At 48.6% G+C, this 18,344-nt stretch carries 20 protein-coding genes; 14 read left to right on the top strand and 6 right to left on the bottom strand.

Annotated features, from left to right (window positions below; all coding sequences use genetic code 11):
• The first annotated feature begins 286 nt into the window (after positions 1-286).
• The 3 genes from G5S52_RS04400 (at position 287) to G5S52_RS04390 (ending at position 3,867) form a co-directional block, all read left to right on the top strand.
• A complete protein-coding gene (locus G5S52_RS04400; RefSeq protein WP_165011952.1) occupies positions 287-1,813 on the top strand; it encodes a DUF1800 domain-containing protein in 1,527 nt (508 codons plus the stop codon).
• Positions 1,810-3,114 carry a DUF1501 domain-containing protein gene (locus G5S52_RS04395; RefSeq protein ID WP_165011951.1) on the top strand — a complete coding sequence of 435 codons (1,305 nt, stop codon included), beginning with the start codon at positions 1,810-1,812 and terminating at the stop codon, positions 3,112-3,114. The genes G5S52_RS04400 and G5S52_RS04395 overlap by 4 nt, the downstream gene beginning before the upstream one ends.
• Before the next feature lie 180 nt (positions 3,115-3,294).
• Positions 3,295-3,867, top strand: a complete 573-nt coding sequence (locus G5S52_RS04390) for a class I SAM-dependent DNA methyltransferase (protein WP_165011950.1) — start codon at positions 3,295-3,297, stop codon at positions 3,865-3,867.
• Positions 3,868-3,972: 105 nt separating this feature from the next.
• Here G5S52_RS04390 and G5S52_RS04385 read toward each other — a convergent pair whose 3' ends face one another.
• Positions 3,973-4,644: a type 1 glutamine amidotransferase domain-containing protein gene (locus tag G5S52_RS04385; protein WP_165011949.1), complete on the bottom strand. Its 672-nt coding sequence runs from the start codon at positions 4,642-4,644 to the stop codon at positions 3,973-3,975.
• A 123-nt stretch (positions 4,645-4,767) separates the two neighbouring features.
• Between G5S52_RS04385 and G5S52_RS04380 the strand changes: the two genes are divergently transcribed.
• Positions 4,768-5,661, top strand: a complete 894-nt coding sequence (locus G5S52_RS04380; protein WP_165011948.1) for a LysR family transcriptional regulator — start codon at positions 4,768-4,770, stop codon at positions 5,659-5,661.
• A gap of 77 nt (positions 5,662-5,738) precedes the next feature.
• On the opposite strand, the gene punC is transcribed toward G5S52_RS04380, so the two are convergent.
• On the bottom strand, positions 5,739-6,950 hold the full coding sequence (gene punC / locus G5S52_RS04375; protein WP_165011947.1) for a purine nucleoside transporter PunC: 1,212 nt from the start codon (positions 6,948-6,950) through the stop codon (positions 5,739-5,741).
• Positions 6,951-7,050: 100 nt separating this feature from the next.
• Here punC and punR point away from each other — a divergent pair, with 100 nt between their 5' ends.
• Positions 7,051-7,953: a DNA-binding transcriptional activator PunR gene (gene punR, locus G5S52_RS04370; RefSeq protein ID WP_165011946.1), complete on the top strand. Its 903-nt coding sequence runs from the start codon at positions 7,051-7,053 to the stop codon at positions 7,951-7,953.
• 66 nt (positions 7,954-8,019) lie between these two features.
• Here the strand turns inward: punR and G5S52_RS04365 are convergent, their stop codons facing one another.
• A complete protein-coding gene (locus G5S52_RS04365; RefSeq protein WP_165011945.1) occupies positions 8,020-9,237 on the bottom strand; it encodes a DUF418 domain-containing protein in 1,218 nt (405 codons plus the stop codon).
• Positions 9,238-9,484: 247 nt separating this feature from the next.
• Here G5S52_RS04365 and G5S52_RS04360 point away from each other — a divergent pair, with 247 nt between their 5' ends.
• Positions 9,485-9,841 (top strand): DUF1272 domain-containing protein, encoded by a 357-nt coding sequence (locus tag G5S52_RS04360; protein ID WP_235956087.1) that lies wholly within the window; start codon positions 9,485-9,487, stop codon positions 9,839-9,841.
• An 82-nt stretch (positions 9,842-9,923) separates the two neighbouring features.
• Here G5S52_RS04360 and glyA read toward each other — a convergent pair whose 3' ends face one another.
• Positions 9,924-11,258, bottom strand: a complete 1,335-nt coding sequence (gene glyA, locus G5S52_RS04355; protein ID WP_165011944.1) for a serine hydroxymethyltransferase — start codon at positions 11,256-11,258, stop codon at positions 9,924-9,926.
• A 109-nt stretch (positions 11,259-11,367) separates the two neighbouring features.
• Between glyA and G5S52_RS23800 the strand changes: the two genes are divergently transcribed.
• Genes G5S52_RS23800 through G5S52_RS04345 form a run of 3 tightly spaced genes read left to right on the top strand, consistent with a single transcriptional unit; the run spans position 11,368 to position 12,884 of the window.
• Positions 11,368-11,658: a LysR family transcriptional regulator gene (locus tag G5S52_RS23800; RefSeq protein WP_235956086.1), complete on the top strand. Its 291-nt coding sequence runs from the start codon at positions 11,368-11,370 to the stop codon at positions 11,656-11,658.
• 9 nt (positions 11,659-11,667) lie between these two features.
• Positions 11,668-12,228: a LysR substrate-binding domain-containing protein gene (locus G5S52_RS04350; RefSeq protein ID WP_235956085.1), complete on the top strand. Its 561-nt coding sequence runs from the start codon at positions 11,668-11,670 to the stop codon at positions 12,226-12,228.
• A gap of 38 nt (positions 12,229-12,266) precedes the next feature.
• A complete protein-coding gene (locus tag G5S52_RS04345; RefSeq protein WP_165011943.1) occupies positions 12,267-12,884 on the top strand; it encodes a LysE family translocator in 618 nt (205 codons plus the stop codon).
• A gap of 59 nt (positions 12,885-12,943) precedes the next feature.
• Here G5S52_RS04345 and G5S52_RS04340 read toward each other — a convergent pair whose 3' ends face one another.
• Both G5S52_RS04340 and G5S52_RS04335 read right to left on the bottom strand, forming a co-directional pair.
• Positions 12,944-13,486, bottom strand: coding sequence for a hypothetical protein (locus tag G5S52_RS04340; RefSeq protein WP_165011942.1), 543 nt, complete (start codon positions 13,484-13,486; stop codon positions 12,944-12,946).
• Positions 13,487-13,695: 209 nt separating this feature from the next.
• Positions 13,696-14,631: an MBL fold metallo-hydrolase gene (locus tag G5S52_RS04335; RefSeq protein WP_235956084.1), complete on the bottom strand. Its 936-nt coding sequence runs from the start codon at positions 14,629-14,631 to the stop codon at positions 13,696-13,698.
• 114 nt (positions 14,632-14,745) lie between these two features.
• Between G5S52_RS04335 and G5S52_RS04330 the strand changes: the two genes are divergently transcribed.
• The 5 genes from G5S52_RS04330 to G5S52_RS04310 all read left to right on the top strand — a co-directional run bounded on the left by G5S52_RS04330 (position 14,746) and on the right by G5S52_RS04310 (position 18,269).
• Complete coding sequence (locus tag G5S52_RS04330; protein ID WP_165011941.1) at positions 14,746-15,651, top strand: LysR family transcriptional regulator; 906 nt, start codon at positions 14,746-14,748, stop codon at positions 15,649-15,651.
• A 67-nt stretch (positions 15,652-15,718) separates the two neighbouring features.
• Positions 15,719-16,330, top strand: coding sequence for a Crp/Fnr family transcriptional regulator (locus G5S52_RS04325; RefSeq protein ID WP_165011940.1), 612 nt, complete (start codon positions 15,719-15,721; stop codon positions 16,328-16,330).
• Positions 16,331-16,424: 94 nt separating this feature from the next.
• Complete coding sequence (locus G5S52_RS04320; RefSeq protein WP_165011939.1) at positions 16,425-17,156, top strand: SDR family oxidoreductase; 732 nt, start codon at positions 16,425-16,427, stop codon at positions 17,154-17,156.
• A complete protein-coding gene (locus G5S52_RS04315) occupies positions 17,157-17,594 on the top strand; it encodes a DUF2141 domain-containing protein (protein ID WP_165011938.1) in 438 nt (145 codons plus the stop codon).
• A gap of 9 nt (positions 17,595-17,603) precedes the next feature.
• Positions 17,604-18,269, top strand: a complete 666-nt coding sequence (locus G5S52_RS04310; protein ID WP_165011937.1) for a TVP38/TMEM64 family protein — start codon at positions 17,604-17,606, stop codon at positions 18,267-18,269.
• Positions 18,270-18,344: the final 75 nt, after the last annotated feature.

The following is an 18,344-nucleotide window of genomic DNA, read 5'->3' as shown; positions in this document are numbered from 1 at the left end:
TCAAAAACAATTGAATTTAATCAATAATATTCATTGTATTCGTTATCAACAACCAGTTGTGGGAATGAAAACCCATAGAACATATTGGTGTAAAAAATCAAATAAACGCATGGCTCATTTATTGGAAAATATTTATTTTCTGAATATGTAGTCCAAAATTAAGACCAAAACATTTTTCGATTAGAAAAGTATGAATATTCTCATTTGCATAACACCTGGTGTTAAAGTCGGACAGCCTCTCAAAGGAGAGTGGTCCGTTTGCCTCGGCAAATTGAGGGTATTTGATATGCAGTTTGATTCTTTTGCACATGCTTCGCGTTGGTTGGACCTCGCGACTTTCGGTCCTAAGAAAGGCGAAGCAAACATTTTAATAAATAAGCGCGCTAAAACTTGGTTTGATGAACAAGTAGCACTTCCAGCGACATCCCACGTAGAGCAATGCCAGAAGCAATTTGTGGCGCAGGGCTACGGGAAGAGACCTTCAAAGTCCACCCGTGTAAGAGCCTGGCTGGATGTCGCGTTCTACTCTAAAGACCAACTTCGCCAACGTGTCGCCTATGCGTTGTCACAAATCTTCGTCGCGTCGGATCAAGATCCGAATTTGGCCAACCATGCGCCAGCTATCGCGAACTACAACGACCTTCTTTGCCAGCATGCGTTTGGCAACTTCCGTGACCTCCTGAAAGATGTGTCCGTGTCACCGGTGATGGGGCAATACCTGTCTATGGTCGGTAACAAGAAAGGAGACCCAGCTTCAGGTCGCCGCCCTGATGAAAACTACGCCCGCGAGATCATGCAGCTCTTTTCAATCGGACTTTATGAGCGTGATCTGGATGGCACCTACTATCTGGATGGTAACGGCAAGCCAATTCCTTGCTATACCGAAAAGGACATTCAGGAGCTGGCACGCGTCTTCACAGGTTGGAACCACGCTGATGCGGATCTGATGGTGCCAATGGTGAATAACGCTGTTGACCATGATCGCGGTGAAAAATCAGTGCTGGGGCATCGTTTCCCGAAAAACATGCCAGCAGAGCAGGAAATGGATCAGGTCATGGATATGTTGCTTCATCATCCATCGACTGCACCTAATATCTGTCATGGTTTGATTCAACGAATGACCACCTCAAACCCATCTCCTGACTACGTTCGCCGTGTGGCTGAGGTATTCCTCGATAACGGTATGGGCGTGACGGGTGACTTGAAAGCGGTCGTTTGGGCCATTTTGACAGACCCTGATGTTTACACCGCAACACCGACGACCATGAGTAAGGTACGTGAGCCTTGGTTGTCTCTGGTGGCTATATATCGAGCCCTGGATGTTAAACCGGGCGCTGGCAGTGCAGTGGTGGAAACTGATTTGGTTTATTTGAAAACCTGTAATCAATATCCACTGGGTTCACCATCGGTATTTAATTTCTTCTTGCCAGACTATGCACCTAAAGGCGTAGTGAAAGAGAATAATTTGGTTGCGCCAGAACTACAAATCGTTGACTGGTCACATATTATTTATGTTCACAACTTTATTTACGGTCTTATTCGTCTGAACCTTCAGAAATTAAGCGCGCCTTTAGCTAAACAGCTTTATATCAATGTTGAAGAATTTAAATCATTGATTGCCGCTAAAAATATCGAAGGCTTTATCCAAGAAACATCAGAACGCTTTTTCAATGGCGCGATGCCTACTCCACTAAAACAGGAACTTCGTAAACATTATAACGGGATGGACTTGAACCCGGGCAAATGGGTACAGCGTTTACTGTTTATTGCTCTGGCATCACCATACTTCCACGTTCAGGAGAACCGCGCATGAAACTGACAAGAAGACACTTCATCAAATCTCTGGGTGCAGCGGGTGCGACGGTTGCCGCTCCAATGAGTTTCAGCGTAAAAGCGAATGGCGCAGAAGATTACAAAGCTCTAATTTGCGTTTTCCTCGCTGGCGGTAACGATTTTTTCCACCAGGTACTGCCACTGGACAGCACCAACTACAATAAGTACGCGTCGTCACGTAACTCCACATTAGTTTCGCGTAGCCAGATCAACCCTTTGAATATCAAGGATGCCAATGGTGTGCAGTTTGGCCTGCACAAAGCGATGTCACCCCTGATGCACCTCTTTAACCAAGGCAAAGCGAATATCGCCCTGAATGTGGGTCCACTTCTTGCTCCAGTTACTGCGGATGATATAGCAGCAGACCGCGCAGAGCTTCCTCCTTTCCTGTTTGCGCACAACAAACAACAGGAAGTTTGGCAGCACAGTTGGATGGGGCAGGACTACAGTGAAAACGGTTGGCTGGGTATGTCGATGGATGTACTGTCGCGTAGCTATGGTGGCTTGCCGAACGCGTTCCATACTGGCCCGAATACCCTGTTAGATGCCTACGATTCCGACAAGATCTTCGTTAACAAGAACGGTTTTGAGTCGTTTAAGATGCTTCAAAATGCAGCGATGCGCTCCAGTTACGAAGACAATGCCAACCAATACTATGATTCGCCACTGACGGCAGGTTATGCCGAAGCGGTAAAACAAGCCATGTACGCGCAGGATCAGATGAGCCCTGTTGTCGATTCCATCCCAATGGACACCCGTATTCCGGGCTCCAATCTGGGTATGCAGCTGCGTGCGGTGAAGCAAATGATTGAAGGTGCGCAGTTATTGGGTCATAACCGCCAGGTATTTTATGTGTCGCTGGGTGGTTTTGATACTCATGACAATCAAGTTCGTCGTCAGGATGAACTGATGAGAGAGTTTTCTGAAGCGATTGCTGCACTGTATGCCACATTGGATGAGGAAGGGCTCACTGATAACGTACTGACGTGTACTTTGTCCGAGTTTGGCCGCACCATGCACGATAACTCGCGCGAGGGAACCGATCACGGTTGGGGTGGTGGTCACTTCATGTTTGGTGGTGGCACTACTTCGGGGACTTGCTTCGGCACTTACCCAGACTTCACCCGCGGTGGGCAGGATGACAACGGTCAAGGTCGCTTGATTCCTAAAATCGCCCATGAGCAATATGCTGCGCACATGGTGAAATGGCTGGGAATGAATAATGCGGGATTGTCTACTGTGTTCCCGAACCTCCACCGGTTTGGCGGACCAATGGCATAAGCCTCTTCTCATTCTATTCAAAGCCCGCAGTAGCGGGCTTTTTCGTTTTGGGGCCAGAGAAAAATCATCAGAACCGATGAAAATGTCGAAATTAGAAAGGGTTTTGGCCCAACTGAATAGATTCATTTTATAGAATGCCATACCATTTCCATAGATTCACTACGTATTAAGGGTACTAAAATGAGCGAAAGCTGGGATGATCTGGCGGCGGGATGGGATGAAAACGAAGCCGTCATTGCCTATTCAGAGAAAGCTTTCGGCACCCTTTGTGAAGTCATCGAGATCCGCGGCGCACAAGTACTGGATTTCGGTTGTGGTACCGGATTGCTGACTGAGCAACTCGCCCCTCGTGTCACGTCAGTGACGGCAATTGATCCTGCCACCAAAATGATCCAAGTGTTGGAGGATAAGGGTTTTGGCAATGTCACCACAGTGGTGGGTGAGGTAGACGAAGATTTTGTTCGTGACTGTCGCCAATCAGGTAAACGCTTTGATGTGGTGGTAGCCTCTTCAGCGCTGGCTTTTGTCCCTGATTATGCTGAAACCATTGAATTACTGACAATGCTACTCGCCGATAAAGGTGTGTTGGTTCAGTGGGATTGGGAGAAAGTGGGTGACTCCAGCGTGGGCTTCTCTTCAATTGAAATTGAAGAGGCTTACGAAAGTGCAGGGCTTAATGTGGTTTCCATTACCCAGCCATTCTGCATGGGAGACATGAGGGTCATCATGGCTGTGGGGCAGCGAGAAGCCTAATTAGTTACTCCAAAGCGTATGCAAAAGTAAACGCCAGTGTCGAGCAGGCAGTGGTATTGCTCTTCACTGACGTTTGATTTTTTGCTTATCGCTTCCGAGGAATGATTATTTCAAAAGCTCAACCATGGCTTCACCTACACCATGCGCACTTGCAGGGTTTTGGCCTGTCACCAACTTGCCGTCAGTAATCACGTGAACGCCCCAAGGTTGGATTTTGCTGTATTTTGCAGCCTTGCGTGTCAAAGACTCTTCCAGCAAGAACGGAATATCCGTGATGGTGCCGAAATCTACTTCTTCCTCACGGGTAAAAGCGGTCACTGTTTTGTCTGCAATCAACGGCTGGCCATTGCTCAACGTGACTGGCAACAAAGCCGCAGGGCCGTGACAAACTGCACCAACAACACCTCCATTTTCGTAAAGCTTGGCTGCTAGGTTTGCCGTTGGTGCATGCTGTGCAAGGTCAGAAAGCAGACCAAAACCACCTGGGTAGAAAATCGCGTCGTAGTCGTCGGCATTCAACTGGCTCACCGGAATAGTGTTCTTGACACGAGACTGGAATTCATCGTTGTTGAAAACACGGCTGTTAACGTCGTCACCTTCCATATCTTCGCCATAGAAAGGCACTTCGCCACCATTGATAGAGGCAACGTCATAGGCAAAGCCAGCTTTTAGAAATACGTCCAGTGCGTGAGTCAACTCTGGTGCGTATGTGCCGTTTGCCTGGTCTGTGGTTCCAAGTGTGGCGTGATTCGTAACAATGATCAGAATCTTTTTCATGCTGTAATCCTTTTTTATCGGTGAGCGGGGTTCAGTTCGCTCGATGGATATACTCTATACTTTCGCCAATTAGGTGATAATCCATTAATATGGAAAACCGACTTTGCTATATGGCAATAATCAATGAAGAAACGCTCACTCAGTTTTGAAGGTATTGTTGAGTTCGTCACCGTGGCTGACGCAAAGGGATTCAGTGAGGCTGCACGGCGGCTGAACTGCTCTGTAAGCCATGTATCAAGGCAGGTTTCCCGTTTGGAAGAGCGATTGGGAACGGCGTTATTTGCCCGCTCAACAAGATCCGTAAAACTGACGGAAAGTGGGCAGCAGTATTACTTGCAATGCCAAGAGTTGGTAAGTGGACTTTCTCAAGCGAACGAAATGGTGACAGGCGCGCAGTTTGATTTGCAGGGAACGTTGCGGATCAGTATGGCAGGCTCCTTTGCTGAACAATTTGTTGCGCCAGCACTGGTAGAATTCGCCAAACTTCATCCCGAACTCGCCGTCGAGTTGGATTTCAGTAGTCGTCACGTGAACTTTGTTGAAGATGGTTTTGATTTTGCCATTCGCTACGGTCGCTTGCAGGATTCTGGGCTGGTGGCAAGAAAGTTGGCAAACAGAAACTTGATGGCGGTTGCTTCACCAGAATACCTTTTAGCAAATGGGACGCCAGAGAATCCTCTAGCATTGGCAAAGCATTCATGCCTCATCACCAATAACGACACTTGGCTTTTTGAAAGGAATGGTAAAGAGATGCCGATTAAGGTATCTGGCCGTTTCCGGTGTAACAATGCGAATGCCATGATTGAAGCTTGTAAAGCGGGACTAGGCATTGGCTATATGCCAAAAAGCAGCTTTCAAAAGGCGGTTGAAGAGGGGAGTTTGGTGCCTGTTCTCGAACCTTACTGGACGCAGAACATTACCTCATGGGTGGTGTATCAAAACCGTCGATTCTTGCCCCTCAAGGCCCGTCTCGCGATCGACCATCTGCTCGAGCATTTCAAAGAGTGGAACGAATAAAGAAAGAGTAAGCTAAAACCCAGAAACAAAAACACCGCCTGCGTAATCGCAGGCGGTGTTTTAAATTGGGAAGCTTCTTAAGCCGCTTGTGCGTTATCTTCAATCGCTACGCGGTTAACGTTCCAGCTCAGCATCAGACCCAGCGCTACACTTGCGCCAGCACCCATCATCACTGCTGATACCGTCAACAGACCGTGGATAGCCAATGCAGATACCACGCCGCTTGCTACGAAACAGATCATCGTCTGCAGGAAGTTCAGCAGGCCCGCTGCCGTTGCGCTACAGGTTTTAAATTCTTCCAGCGCTTTGTTTACTACGATTGGGTAAATCGCACCGTTCGCCGCTGCCAGGAAGCAGAATGGGATCAGTACCGGCCAAATGTTAGTCACATCAGTCTGCCAAGACACCGCGAAAATGATTGAAACACTCGCGATGAACAGGCCCACGAACCACGGCAGAAGCACAGAACCATCAAACTTGTTCAAGAGTGCACGACAGCTGTACCCACCGACAATGAACGCGATAGTTTGTGGTACATAGCTCATGCCGATGTCAGCGCCGTTGTAACCCATTTCTGTCATCACGAACGGAGAACCAGTCAGCCAAGCAAAGAACGCTGCAGAACAGCCTGCGAATACCAGCATGTTGCCAACGAACTTGCGCGAGCTGATGATGTTCTTGTAATCGCTAACCAGTTTCGCACCCAGCTTCTCATCGCTGTTGACTGCTGGCGCACTTTCTTTCTGACGCAGAGTCGTGATCACCAGCACCGCGCCCAAAGCAACCAGCGCGATGAAAATGCTGCGCCAGCCAAACTGAGATTCCAGTGCCGCCCCCGCCAGTGGCGCTAGGGCAGGAGACAGAGCGACCAATGGCATGATGGTAGCGAACACGCGTTGAGACGTTTTGCTGTCATAACGGTCGATAACTACCGCTTGCCAAATCACAGAAGCAGAACACGCACCCAGCGCCTGTACAAAACGTGCAGCCAGGAACACTTCAATGCTGTCGGCCATAAAACAGGCTGCGGTAGCAGCACTGAACAGCGCCATACCGCCGACCAGCACTTTGATGCGGCCGATGCGGTCAGACAGGGGCCCATAAACGATTTGACCCAGCGCCATGCCCAATAGGAACACGGTCAGCGACAAACCAATCATGGATTGAGTTGTACCCATCTCAAGGCGGATGTTTTCAAAAGCGGGTAGGTACATATCAGTCGCCAGAAAACCGAGCATGCTCAAACCAGCAAACCAAATCATTGTTGTCATAGGAACAGTATTTTTCATTTTACTTATCCGTTGTTGCAATATGCGCGCAGTCTACTGCTAGCGAAAAGCCCTGTGAAACGCTAAAATTTCCACACTGCTTTCAAAAAATTTGATTCGTATGTTTTCCTATCAAGATCTACAAGTTATCGATGCTGTTGCGCGTCGTGGTAGCTTTTCCGCCGCGGCCGAAGAATTGCACAAAGTTCCCAGTGCGGTGAGCTATACCGTCAGACAGATGGAAGAGAAACTTGCTGTGAATTTATTTGAGCGATTACACCGCTCAGTCAAACTCACCCCCGCTGGCGAGTTCTTTGTGCAACAGGCGAGAGACTTGATGAAGCGGATGGATGAGATACGCGATCAAACCCAGCGTGTTGCCAACGGTTGGACGCGAAGTGTCTCTCTGGCACTGGATAACGTGGTGCGTGAAGATCGTGTCGATTCATTGGTTAGGGACTTCTACGATGCTTTCCCTGACGTAGAACTACTGCTGACCATGGAAGTGTTCAATGGCGTGTGGGATGCATTGGCATACGACAGGGCAGATATTGCCATAGGTGCGACAGCGGCGGTGCCAGTCAGCGGAAACCTAAGTTATCGCGATATGGGTATTCTCACTTGGCGATTTGTGGTTTCGAAAGACCATCCTCTGGCGGCAGAGCCTGAGCCTCTGAGACATGAACAACTGTTGGCTTACCCTGCAATTTGTCTTGAAGACACTTCCCGTATTCTTCCCAAACGCGCCACCTGGCTGCTCGACAACCAGCGTCGCCTCACTGTACCCAACTGGCATAGCGCCATTCAGTGTTTTCGCTCAGGGTTAGGGATCGGAGCCATGCCATCACATATGGCTCAGCCGTATCTAGAAAGTGGCGAGTTGGTTGAGAAACCACTGGTGGAGCCTCCCGCCAAAAGCCCCTGTTGTATTGCGTGGCGTTCAGACAAAGAAAACCCGGCGGTGAATTGGATTTTGGATTATCTGGGCGATGCAGAGAAAGCGCATCGTGAATGGTTGGAGTGAGTTAAATATAAACAACCGCCGGCAAAGATCTCTCTTTGACGGCGGTATCCGATTTAGCCGTTTAAATTACGCCTTGGCTTGGTCCAACTGACGGGTCATTTTCTTACCCAGCGCCAACCGTCTCCAAATCTTCTCAAGTGGCCCCATTCGGTGATGTTGCAGCCAGTAGTTGGCAAACAGCACTTGGATCACACTCATTATCACAACGATGCCAATCAGTGGCGCACGGTTTAACGTGCCGTAAAGGTCTGGAAGTAGCCACTGGAAAATCGCTACGGCAATGAATGATTGCGAAAGATATAGCGTAAATGCCATGCGCCCGCAGGCAGCGAAAGGTTGCACAATGACCGACCGTCTTTCTACCATCCAAATGAGTAACTTGGCGTAGCACAGCGAAAGGAGCGGAGACAGGGACATATTGAGCAACTGCAACGCCAGACCTAGCTCTTCGTTGAAGCCAATTTCGCTTCTGAAGTTCACTAAAAATGCCGATGCAAAAGCGGTTAAAGCGCCGATTACACACCAGACAATTAAACGTTTTGATGAATTGAAGAAACCTGTTTTATACAGCCCCATACCAATCAACATCAGACCACCGACGTGGAACATCAGCACGGGTAAGCCCGATATATAAACGCGGAAATACATTTCTAAACGCAAAGGGAGCTGTTCAAAAAAGTAGTTGCCTGTGGCGGCTTGAATGAGTTCGCCAGCTTTGCCTGGAGAAATGGGAAGGTAGGTGCCCATAATAGGAGGCGGGATTTCTTCCGGCGGCGCAAATGCAATAGCTGCGGAAAGCGCTAAAAAGAGCAATGCGGCTAATGAAACGAAGAAAACACCCAAAATGAGCTGGGTGCGGGCTCGCCAGTTAGCGGTGCGGAAGAGAACAAGACCTGTGACGGCATAAACAAACAGGATATCACCCGGCCAAATGAAAGCTGCGTGAAGTAAACCAATTACAGCAAGCCAAAACAGTCGTCGTGAAATCCACTTGCCCGCAGATTGCTGTTTGCGCTGCCAACTCTCCGTTTGAATGACCAAGCCAACCCCAAATAGCAGACTGAACAGGCTCATAAAGCGTCCATCAAGGAATATGGATTGGAAGGTATACACCGCCATGTCCATATCAGTCGCCGTTCCTTGCCAGTCTGGTGCATGTAGCGCTAAAGCCGGCAAAGCTTGCTGGGCGAAAATGTTCATAAACAAAATGCCAAGAATCGCGATACCGCGGATGACATCGAGACTGAGTATTCGTTCTGCTGGGTTGGGCGGTGCAGTTGTCATTTCACTTCTCTCATTCAAATGATTAAAAACTGTGCTGTGACATCTATATGGAACTCATCTCATTGATTCAATGAGATAGAGGCGTTTTTGCGGATACGGTAAGCAACGTAACGGGAGGAATGATAAGCGGCTCTATAATTCGCCTGATGAATGACATGGGTTGCAGTTTTTATTCTTCTTATCAATACCCTGCAGAAAAAATGATGTTTCTTTCCGTGGATTAAGAAGCACCAGTAGGTAGTATCTGATGAAAGTGATTGCACTGACGCACCACGTTGACAAAAGGGAACTGCCTATGCTGGAAATCAGACCTAACTGCGAATGCTGCGATAAAGACCTGCCACCAGAATCAACCGAGGCAATGATCTGCACTTACGAGTGCACTTTCTGTGTCACTTGTGTGGAAGACATCCTTTCTAACGTTTGTCCAAACTGTGGCGGTGGATTTATGCCTAGGCCTATCCGTCCTAAAACAGCGCGGCGTGAAGGATTGAGTATTCATCATCAATTGCCTTCAACTAAGCGGGTGCATACGTCTTACACCATTGAAGAGCTCAAAGCATTTGGCGAGCAGTTTAAACATATTGCGCCTGAAAACCGCTAATGCCTGCAAGCAGAAAATACACGCCGATCTCGCTGACACTATACGTCGGGAGAAATCGCTTCTCCCAACACACTGGCAAATATTAACTGTGAACATAACGCATCGTCGTGAACTCTCGGCGAAATGCTGAGACCGCTTTAGCAATTTCCTCATCAGGCTTTCTGTCTAACAATGAATCGGCAATATGCTTAGCCACTTCAGGCATGTGCTCCGCAGTAAAACCAGCCCGAACAATCTCTGGTGTACCAAAGCGAAGGCCGTTCATGTCACCTTCTACCGCTTCAATTGGCAGACCAATTCCGCATGTAAGGATATTCGCTTGGCGCAGCTTCTTCGCCATGGTTTGCCCACCACCGAAAGGTGCTGCCTGAATCGCGAACTGGTGAGACTCAGAGGGAGTTTGACCATTCGGGCCAGTTACTTGAAAAACCGGCAGTCCCTCAGCCTGACATGCACGAGCCAGCGCTTGATTGGCTTCAATCATGGCATTGGAATAATCCGAGCCGAACGTCTTCCAGTCCAGCAGCGACACTGCGAGTGCGGCAGATTTAGCGGCATCAAAATTAGCGGTCAAACCTGGGAAGGCGATGGCATCAATACGTTCCATCAGTTCGGCATCGTTCGACACGATCAGCCCACCTGGAGGTCCACCCAAGCTTTTGTAGGTACTCATGGTCATTAGATGAGCGCGCTCATTCAGAGGGTTTGGCCAGCTTTTACCAGCAATGATTCCGCATTGGTGTGCTGCATCGAACAGCACTTTGGCACCCACTTCATCGGCAATGGCTCGTATGTCTGAAACAGGGTGGGGCAAGAGATTTAAGCTTCCACCAATGGTAATCAATTTAGGTTTGAGAGCGTGCGCTTGCTTTCTTAGTGCATCCAAGTCGACAGTGTAGTGCTCGGCGTCTGCTTTCATTTCGACAATATTGAGCCCATACAATCCTGCTGCACCTGCATTGTGGTGAGTGACATGACCACCGATAGAAGCGGGTGGAACGAGAATGGTGTCGCCCGGTTGTGCGGTCGCCATAAAGGCGTAAAGGTTTGCCATTGCGCCAGAGGCGACGCGGATTTCAGCAAATTTGGCATTGAAAACATCACACGCCAATTGCGCTGCAATTATCTCGATTTTCTCGATGGCTTCCAGTCCCATTTCATACTTGTCGCCGGGATAGCCGAGAGAAGGGCGCGTACCAATACCTGTTGCCAACAGCGCTTCCGCTTTTGGGTTCATGATATTGGTGGCAGGGTTGAGGTTGATGCACTCCCTTTCGTGAATGTTCCGGTTCTCATCGGAAAGCGCATAAATTGCCGCAATGACACCTGATTCGTTCAGCGCGCTGATATTACCTATGGTGTCTTGCGCGTAATCATTGATGCTTTCTGCTACCCAAGGCTTCTTATGAAATGTCATTTTTGCCGTCCTTGCTCTGTTTCGTGATGTATCTATCTCAACGCGGAAGACCATTTCGCTCAAATGGATTATTTTTCGTATAAGGCAAAAATAATTTTGGGCTTAACTCATGCGCTCTGTTCGCTTTCCTCACCTACCTCCTTTAGATGCGCTGGTGGCTTTTGAAGCTGCGGCTGAACATGAAAGCTTTGCGCGAGCGGGCGAAGAGCTGTTCCTGACTGCATCTGCAGTAGCGTATCAGGTCAAAAAGCTCGAAAGTCATTTAGCCGTCTCTTTGTTCGCAAGGCACGGAAAAGGTGTTTCACTGACTCCCAAAGGCAAAGAATTTTTAGTGCTGGTTAAGCAAGCGCTCAATGGTTTTGAGGAAAATGTCGAACGGATTCGCCATGGAAACTTATGACCAGTTCGCTTGTCGACGCAGCATGCGATTGCTCAGTTCTGGTTGCAAAAACGTTTGGGAAATTATCAGCATGAATTCCCTGAACATGAATTGGAAATCACCGCTGTGTCGACCGTTTCCGGTCAACCGGAAGAAACTGATCTTGCGCTGGGTTATTTCCTTCATGACCCTGGCCGTCGCTGGCAAAAACTGTGGAGCGAGAGACTGTTGCCAGTCAGTGCGCCTAATTATGTAGGGAAGGATGAGCCCGTTTTTTACCAAGACATGCACTGGCATGATGATTGGCGATTCTGGCAAGACAAGTTCAGTGGCATACAAGCGCGAACGCGCCGCTCCAGTTTGTATGCTTTATTGTTGCAATCAGTCTTGGACAGGCAAGGAGCAATGGTAGGGCGGATTTCCCTCCTGCAGGATTACTTGGAGCGTGGTGAACTGGTGCCTTGGCCTGACGATTCAGTGAATCAGGTTGAAAGTGGCGGATATTATCTTTATCGAAGCGCCGCCTGTGATGATCATCCTGTGGCGAATCATTTCTATGATTGGTTGACGGCGCAGTGCGCTTCTAGATAGGGTGAAATGTCACCAAAAAGGATTTGAAGGTACGCTTCATGGAACTGATCACCTTTCTGTTATTTATCCCCGCCTGTTTTGCCTTAAACATGACGCCGGGGCCAAACAACCTGCTCGCGATGAATAATGCCCGTTGTTATGGCTTTCAACCTGCGCTGGTTGCCAGCTTTGGCCGAATAGCGGCCTTTGCGGTGATGATTGCTTTAACCGCCTCTGGTTTGGCGGTCATCCTCTACGCATCAGAAAAGGTCTTTCTGGCGATTAAGCTAGTTGGCGCCATGTATCTGTTCTGGATTGCTTTCCAACTTTGGCGGTCAACCTCGAGCCCGGTTAATGACATTGAAACGGATAAAAAGGTGAAAGCATTGCTTCAACAAGAGTTTGCGCTCGCCGCGGGTAATCCAAAGGCCATCCTTATTTTTACTGCATTTCTGCCACAGTTCGTTGACCCGTCCGCCCCCATCAATCAGCAGTTCTTTATTCTAGGTCTGACATTCTTGGTGCTGGAAGTGGTTGCTATTTCTATGTATGCGCTCTTCGGTATTTATCTTCGCCAATGGTTTAGTAAGCCTAAAATGGCGCGCTGGTTTAACCGCGGGTGTGCGGTTGTACTTGGCGTGTCAGGTGGAAACTTGCTGACGATGGATCGAAGGTGATTTGGGTTTTGAGGAAGTGTTTATGAAGAAAGGGCGCTTAACTGCGCCCTTTGTCGTGATTAGTTATAGTGAGAGGTGAGTTTTCGCGCTTCGACTTCCATGGGCGCGTTGTAGTAGCCATAAACAAACATCTGCATCAGGTACTCGCGGGTTTGGGCGGTGAGTCCTGCTCTCTCTGATTGCATCACGTGCACTAATTCGTGAGGCAGCAGATCACGTTGGGATTTGTAGCGGTTTTGAATCCAAATGCCGTAGCCAAAGGTGTACCCTGCCATATTAGGATTGGTGTAACCCACGCGTCTGGCGATTTCTAATAACTCCGGGTCGGTTGGTGCAGGCAGTTTATCTACATAGTAAACACGGACCTTTTCGGGATGTTTAACACCCATTTTTTCCGCGATAAGCACCTGTTGCGGTGTTAATGGAATGCCTTTCTCCAGTGCTTCTGCCTCGGCTTCGTGGGTGAACTTGGCTGCAGCGGGCATCAGTTGCTCAACGCCGTCAATCAACTCCTGAGGCGGGTTGGCATAAATTTCATCCCTGTTGACGCAACCAGTGGCTACCAAGGTACCCAATACCATCGCGATGAGTTTTCCCTTCATTATCCTCTCCTTTCTCCATATACCGTCTGGCGAAAGGATACCCCTTGATGATTCAGACAAGGCAGACTGGCGCCCATTCTTCGAGTTGCGCCGCAATGGTTTAGGAAAGGACCCAACAAAACAGCCACCCGAAAGGTGGCTGTTTGTTGTTAGAACGGGTACTGGAGGTTACTGCTGCTTAGACAAATCTCGATAAGCGGCTGGCACATTCAGCGCAGGGTGAACCCAATCACGCAAAGCGTAACCAGTAAACTCTGCAGCTGCACTTTCTTCACGGTTTCACCAAGCGACAGGCCATCGTCGATAGCTTGTTGAACCTGAGTTTTTATTGCTTCCAGATAGTCTATGTGCCACTGAATATCTTCAGGTGACATTGGCGAACCATGTCCCGGAACCACTGTTGCATCCTCTGGAAGGAAAGCTTTAACTTTCTTCAGAGAATCCAGCGTTTCCAGCAGGTGTCCATCCAAGAGCCAAGGCAGTGAAGGCTTCACTGTGATAATAGGATTACCTGTCCACATCGTTTTTGATTCCGGTTCCCATACAAACAGATCGCCACCAGTTTGGGCAAAACCAAAGTCGATGATGTCGACGTTCTTTCCGCCTAAATCCAGTTTAATTGTGCCACCTTTACCGACAAGGATATCTGCGTCGGTAGGAACGATTTCCTCAATACCCCGGCCTTTGCCAAAGTTCTGCATCATAAACTGTGTGTCTTGCTCGAAGTGGGTGTCGATATAGTCTTGCGTCACTTCGTGTTGGATGATTTTGGTGTCCTTTGGCAAGTACATGTTGCCGTAGGAGTGGTCGCCATGGAAGCTGGTGTTCACCGCGTAGATGATCGGTTTTTTCGCTTCCTTCCTCACCATGCCCTGAACCTGCTTGTTTAACCGCTCATTCAGCATGGTGTCGATGATCAACACACCCTTGTCACCCACTACGAAACCGCCGCTGGTGGCAACAGGTAGGCCTTTCTTTTCCAACTCTTTGGCATCGGTTGGGTAGTAGGCGTAAACCCCATCATCGAGTTTTTCAGCGACGAGCTGAACCTTGTTGGCATCCCATACGGGCTCATTAGCTTGCGTTGAGAGACTCAAGAGTGAAGTCGCAGCAAGCACTGCCGCTGTTGTTTTGGTTATTTTCATCTTGCTTTCCTTTACTTGTCGTCCATTTGTGTTCACTCTAGGAATTCTTGAATAAAGAAAAAACAGCAATTGAAGTAACTCAGTGTTCTCCCAAAGAGAACGATTGGAGAGTCGATGGACAAGTTCACCAATATGGAAACCTTTGTGAGGGTGGTAGAGATCGGCAGTATCAGCGGTGCAGCAGACCGCATGAACATTGCCAAATCCGCAGTCAGCCGACGTTTAAAAGAGCTGGAAGAACACCTGAATGCTCAACTGTTCCACCGCACAACACGCACCATGCATGCCACGGAAACAGGCACGGAATATTACAAGCATTGCCTGCGCATTCTCGAAGACTTGCGTGAAGCGGAGGAAATGACTTCTCAGGCACATTGCGTGCTGAAAGGGCCGTTAAAGGTTGCTGTTCCCTCAACATTCGGCGTGCTACATATCGGCCCAGCCATTAACGACTTTCTTCAAGAACATCCACAAATTGAGTTTGAACTGGACTTCAATGACCGACAGGTTGATTTGATTCAGGAAGGCTACGATCTCGCTATTCGCATTGCTGACCTGCCTGACTCTACGTTGCTCGCCAGAAAAATTGCTACAGTTCGACATGTGCTTTGTGCCAGCCCAGAATACCTACAAACACATGGCTCTCCTGAATCCCTTTCCGATCTCAGTCATCATCAAGCGCTGGTCTACAGCCTGAGCAAAGATGCCAGTCATTGGAGGCTAAACACACCGGAAGGTAAGCTGCAAAAAGTGAAGATTAAGCCCGCTTTGAAGGGTAGCAGCGGGGAATTTCTGCTTTCTGCGGCAGAAAAAGGGATGGGTATTGCCCATCTGCCAACATTTGTTGTCCATCAGGCCATCAGGGAAGGGCGTCTAGAAGTGGTGCTGCCCGGCTATGCCTTTGGTGAACTCAACGCCTATGCGATTTACCCGCAAACACGGCATTTATCACGCCGAGTCAGAACCTTGATTGATTTTCTTGTTGCCCGATTTGAAGGCACACCTTATTGGGATAAGTAAGATCTGCAACTCGCTGTAATGCGTAATGAATTAGCCGATGGTAAACCGATGAAGAACGGAAATGTGGATGGAAGAAAGGCAGATACTGGCACAGTTTGAAGCGGGCTTCAGACAGCATTTTGCTCTGAGCGATGACGAATGGCAGTCTTTTATCGATCAGGGAAAACTCAAGTTTTACAGCAAGGGGGATGTCCTGTTCAGCGCCGGAGATGTTGTCGACAAAGTAGGGTTTGTTTGTGCGGGTACCTTGTGCAATTTCTATCTCACGCCAGACGGCAACCGACGTAACAAGTCTTTTCTCCAGCAGGGCGAGGTGTCTGCGTGTTTGTCGTCTTTCGCAAGAGGGCTGCCAGCGCGCTTTGGCTGTGAAGTATTAACCGATTCAGTGTGCTTCGAATTGCCTGCTAAGGCGTTAAGAAGTTTAAGTGAGTCAACACCGGGATGGAAAGATGCCTTCCTGCAGATGGTGACCGCATTAGCCTTAAAAAAAGAGGCGAGGGAAGCTGATTTACTGATGCTGTCGCCTACCGAGCTCTATATTCAGTTTGTCGAATCCTGCCCTGAATTATCGCAATCGCTGCCCAACTATCATATCGCGTCCTACCTTGGTATCACTGAAGTCTCACTATCCCGCATCCGAGCAAAACTCGGCGTCCAAAACGCTTATCAGCGCCAGTAAAAAAGAAGAAATTTGGTGGTTTTAACTCTTGTTAAAGTGTTAGCCGCCTCTGCCGAATAAGCTGACTCCCGAACTATCTAAAAAGGGAGTCAGGATGAAACTACTCAATAAAACCATTGTGCTTACTGGTGGGACGTCCGGCATTGGCCGCCAGTTAGTTGAACAACTCGTCGGTGATAACCAACTGATAGTGCTTGGGCGGGATGCAGAGAAACTCAGCACATTAAAGAAAAAATGGCCTTCCATCATCACTTTTCAGGTTGATTTGGCTGATGTGAATCAGGTTCATCTCATCGCCCAATCTATTGCCTCCGCGAAACCCGAAATAGATTTGCTCATCAATAACGCCGCGGCCCAGTTTATGCCGAAATTCACTGATGAGGCGTTCACATTCGACACAGTGAAAACGGAAGTCGATACCAACTTCACCTCTGTTTGCGCGCTAATTCATGGCTTATTGCCTGCGCTTCTTGCATCGGAATCGTCTCGCGTCATCAACATTAATTCTGCACTTGGATTAGTGCCAAAGGCATCTTCTGCGGTCTATTGCGCAACGAAAGGCGCACTCAACATTTTCTCCCAGAGTTTGCGCTATCAACTGGAAGGCTCCGTTGTTGGCGTACAACAGGCTTTTTTACCTCTGGTAGATACCGCAATGACTAAAGGCAGGGGCAAGAACAAAATCTCATCGGATGTGGCAGCTACTGAAATTATCGCTGGTATCGAAAAAGGCGAGGACGACTTCGACATTGGTGCGACCCGATTTTTACGGGTGCTGAATGCCTTGGCTCCTTTCGCAGCACGCAAACTACTGAAGGCGTCATAAATGGTCACAAAACACAGTTGGCTGGGATTTATTTGGGGAGTGATTTCAATGACTGCAACGGCGACAGAAAACCGCGTAGACATCGTTGTGAAGGGGATAGATACAAAAAGGCCAGGAAATGTTCTGGTGATGCTATTTGCTGAAGACGGTTTTCCAAAGAAGCACGATAAAGCGCTAAGGATCGTTAGTTACACCGCTGACAAAGCAGAGCGGAACGTCACCTTCGAAAATGTGCCAACGCAGTTTGCTGTCAAGGTTCTACACGACGAAGACGAGGACGGGAAAGTCACCAAGAACTGGACAGGTGTCTGGCCCAAAGAAGGTTTGGGTTTCTCCAACGGTGCGCGAATCACATTCAAAGCGCCAAGTTTTTCCAGTGCACAGCTTGAAGCCGCAAGCATCACCTCTCCCCACGAAATCACCATCCGCTATCCGTAAGGAGGATTTATGTCATCACTTTTTAAACTCATGGGAATCATGGCCCTGTTTTTTGCATCGACCTTTATTGCGGTGAATGCGATGGGCTGGTTAACGGTAGAGCAGATTCAGTTGTGGTTTGAGCAAGCACAGTCACTGAGTGCATTGACTGTTGCAATTATTGTCGTCTCATTGTTGTTTTTGGATTTGTTCATCGCGGTACCCACGCTTTCCATCATGATTCTCGGTGGCTATTTTGCAGGGGCATATGTTGGCGCCTTGGCAGCCTTAATAGGTACTTTGCTGGCGGGAATCGCCGGGTATATCTTGAGTGCGAAGTTTGGCGATAAGCTGGTGAATGTCGTCGTGAAAGATGAGAAACAGCGTGCTGAGTTACGCGGTCACTTCCGTCAGCATGGTGTGTTAATGATTTTGCTTTCCCGCGCCATGCCGATCTTGCCAGAAGTCACAGCATGTATGTCAGGTATCAGCCGCATGAATTTCACAACTTTCCTACTGGCTTGGTGCGCAGTTAACCTGCCCTATACCTTTATCGCTGCGTATGCGGGTTCCATCAGCAGTCTCGAAAACCCAAAACCGGCTATTCTTACCGCGATTGCACTCTCAGTCTTCTTTTGGATTGGATGGGGACTACTCCGACGCTTTTCGTTGAAACGACCTGTTCGTGTGGACTAGCCGAGAAAGAGGATTAAAAACAGTGTTTCGATAGTTAGATTTCACAACAATTCGACATTCGAAGCACTATATTTC

It is taken from the genome of Grimontia sedimenti, from assembly GCF_011045095.1.
GTDB classification, from domain to species: Bacteria; Pseudomonadota; Gammaproteobacteria; order Enterobacterales; family Vibrionaceae; genus Enterovibrio; species Enterovibrio sedimenti.
This window is presented reverse-complemented; position numbering and strand designations above follow the sequence as displayed.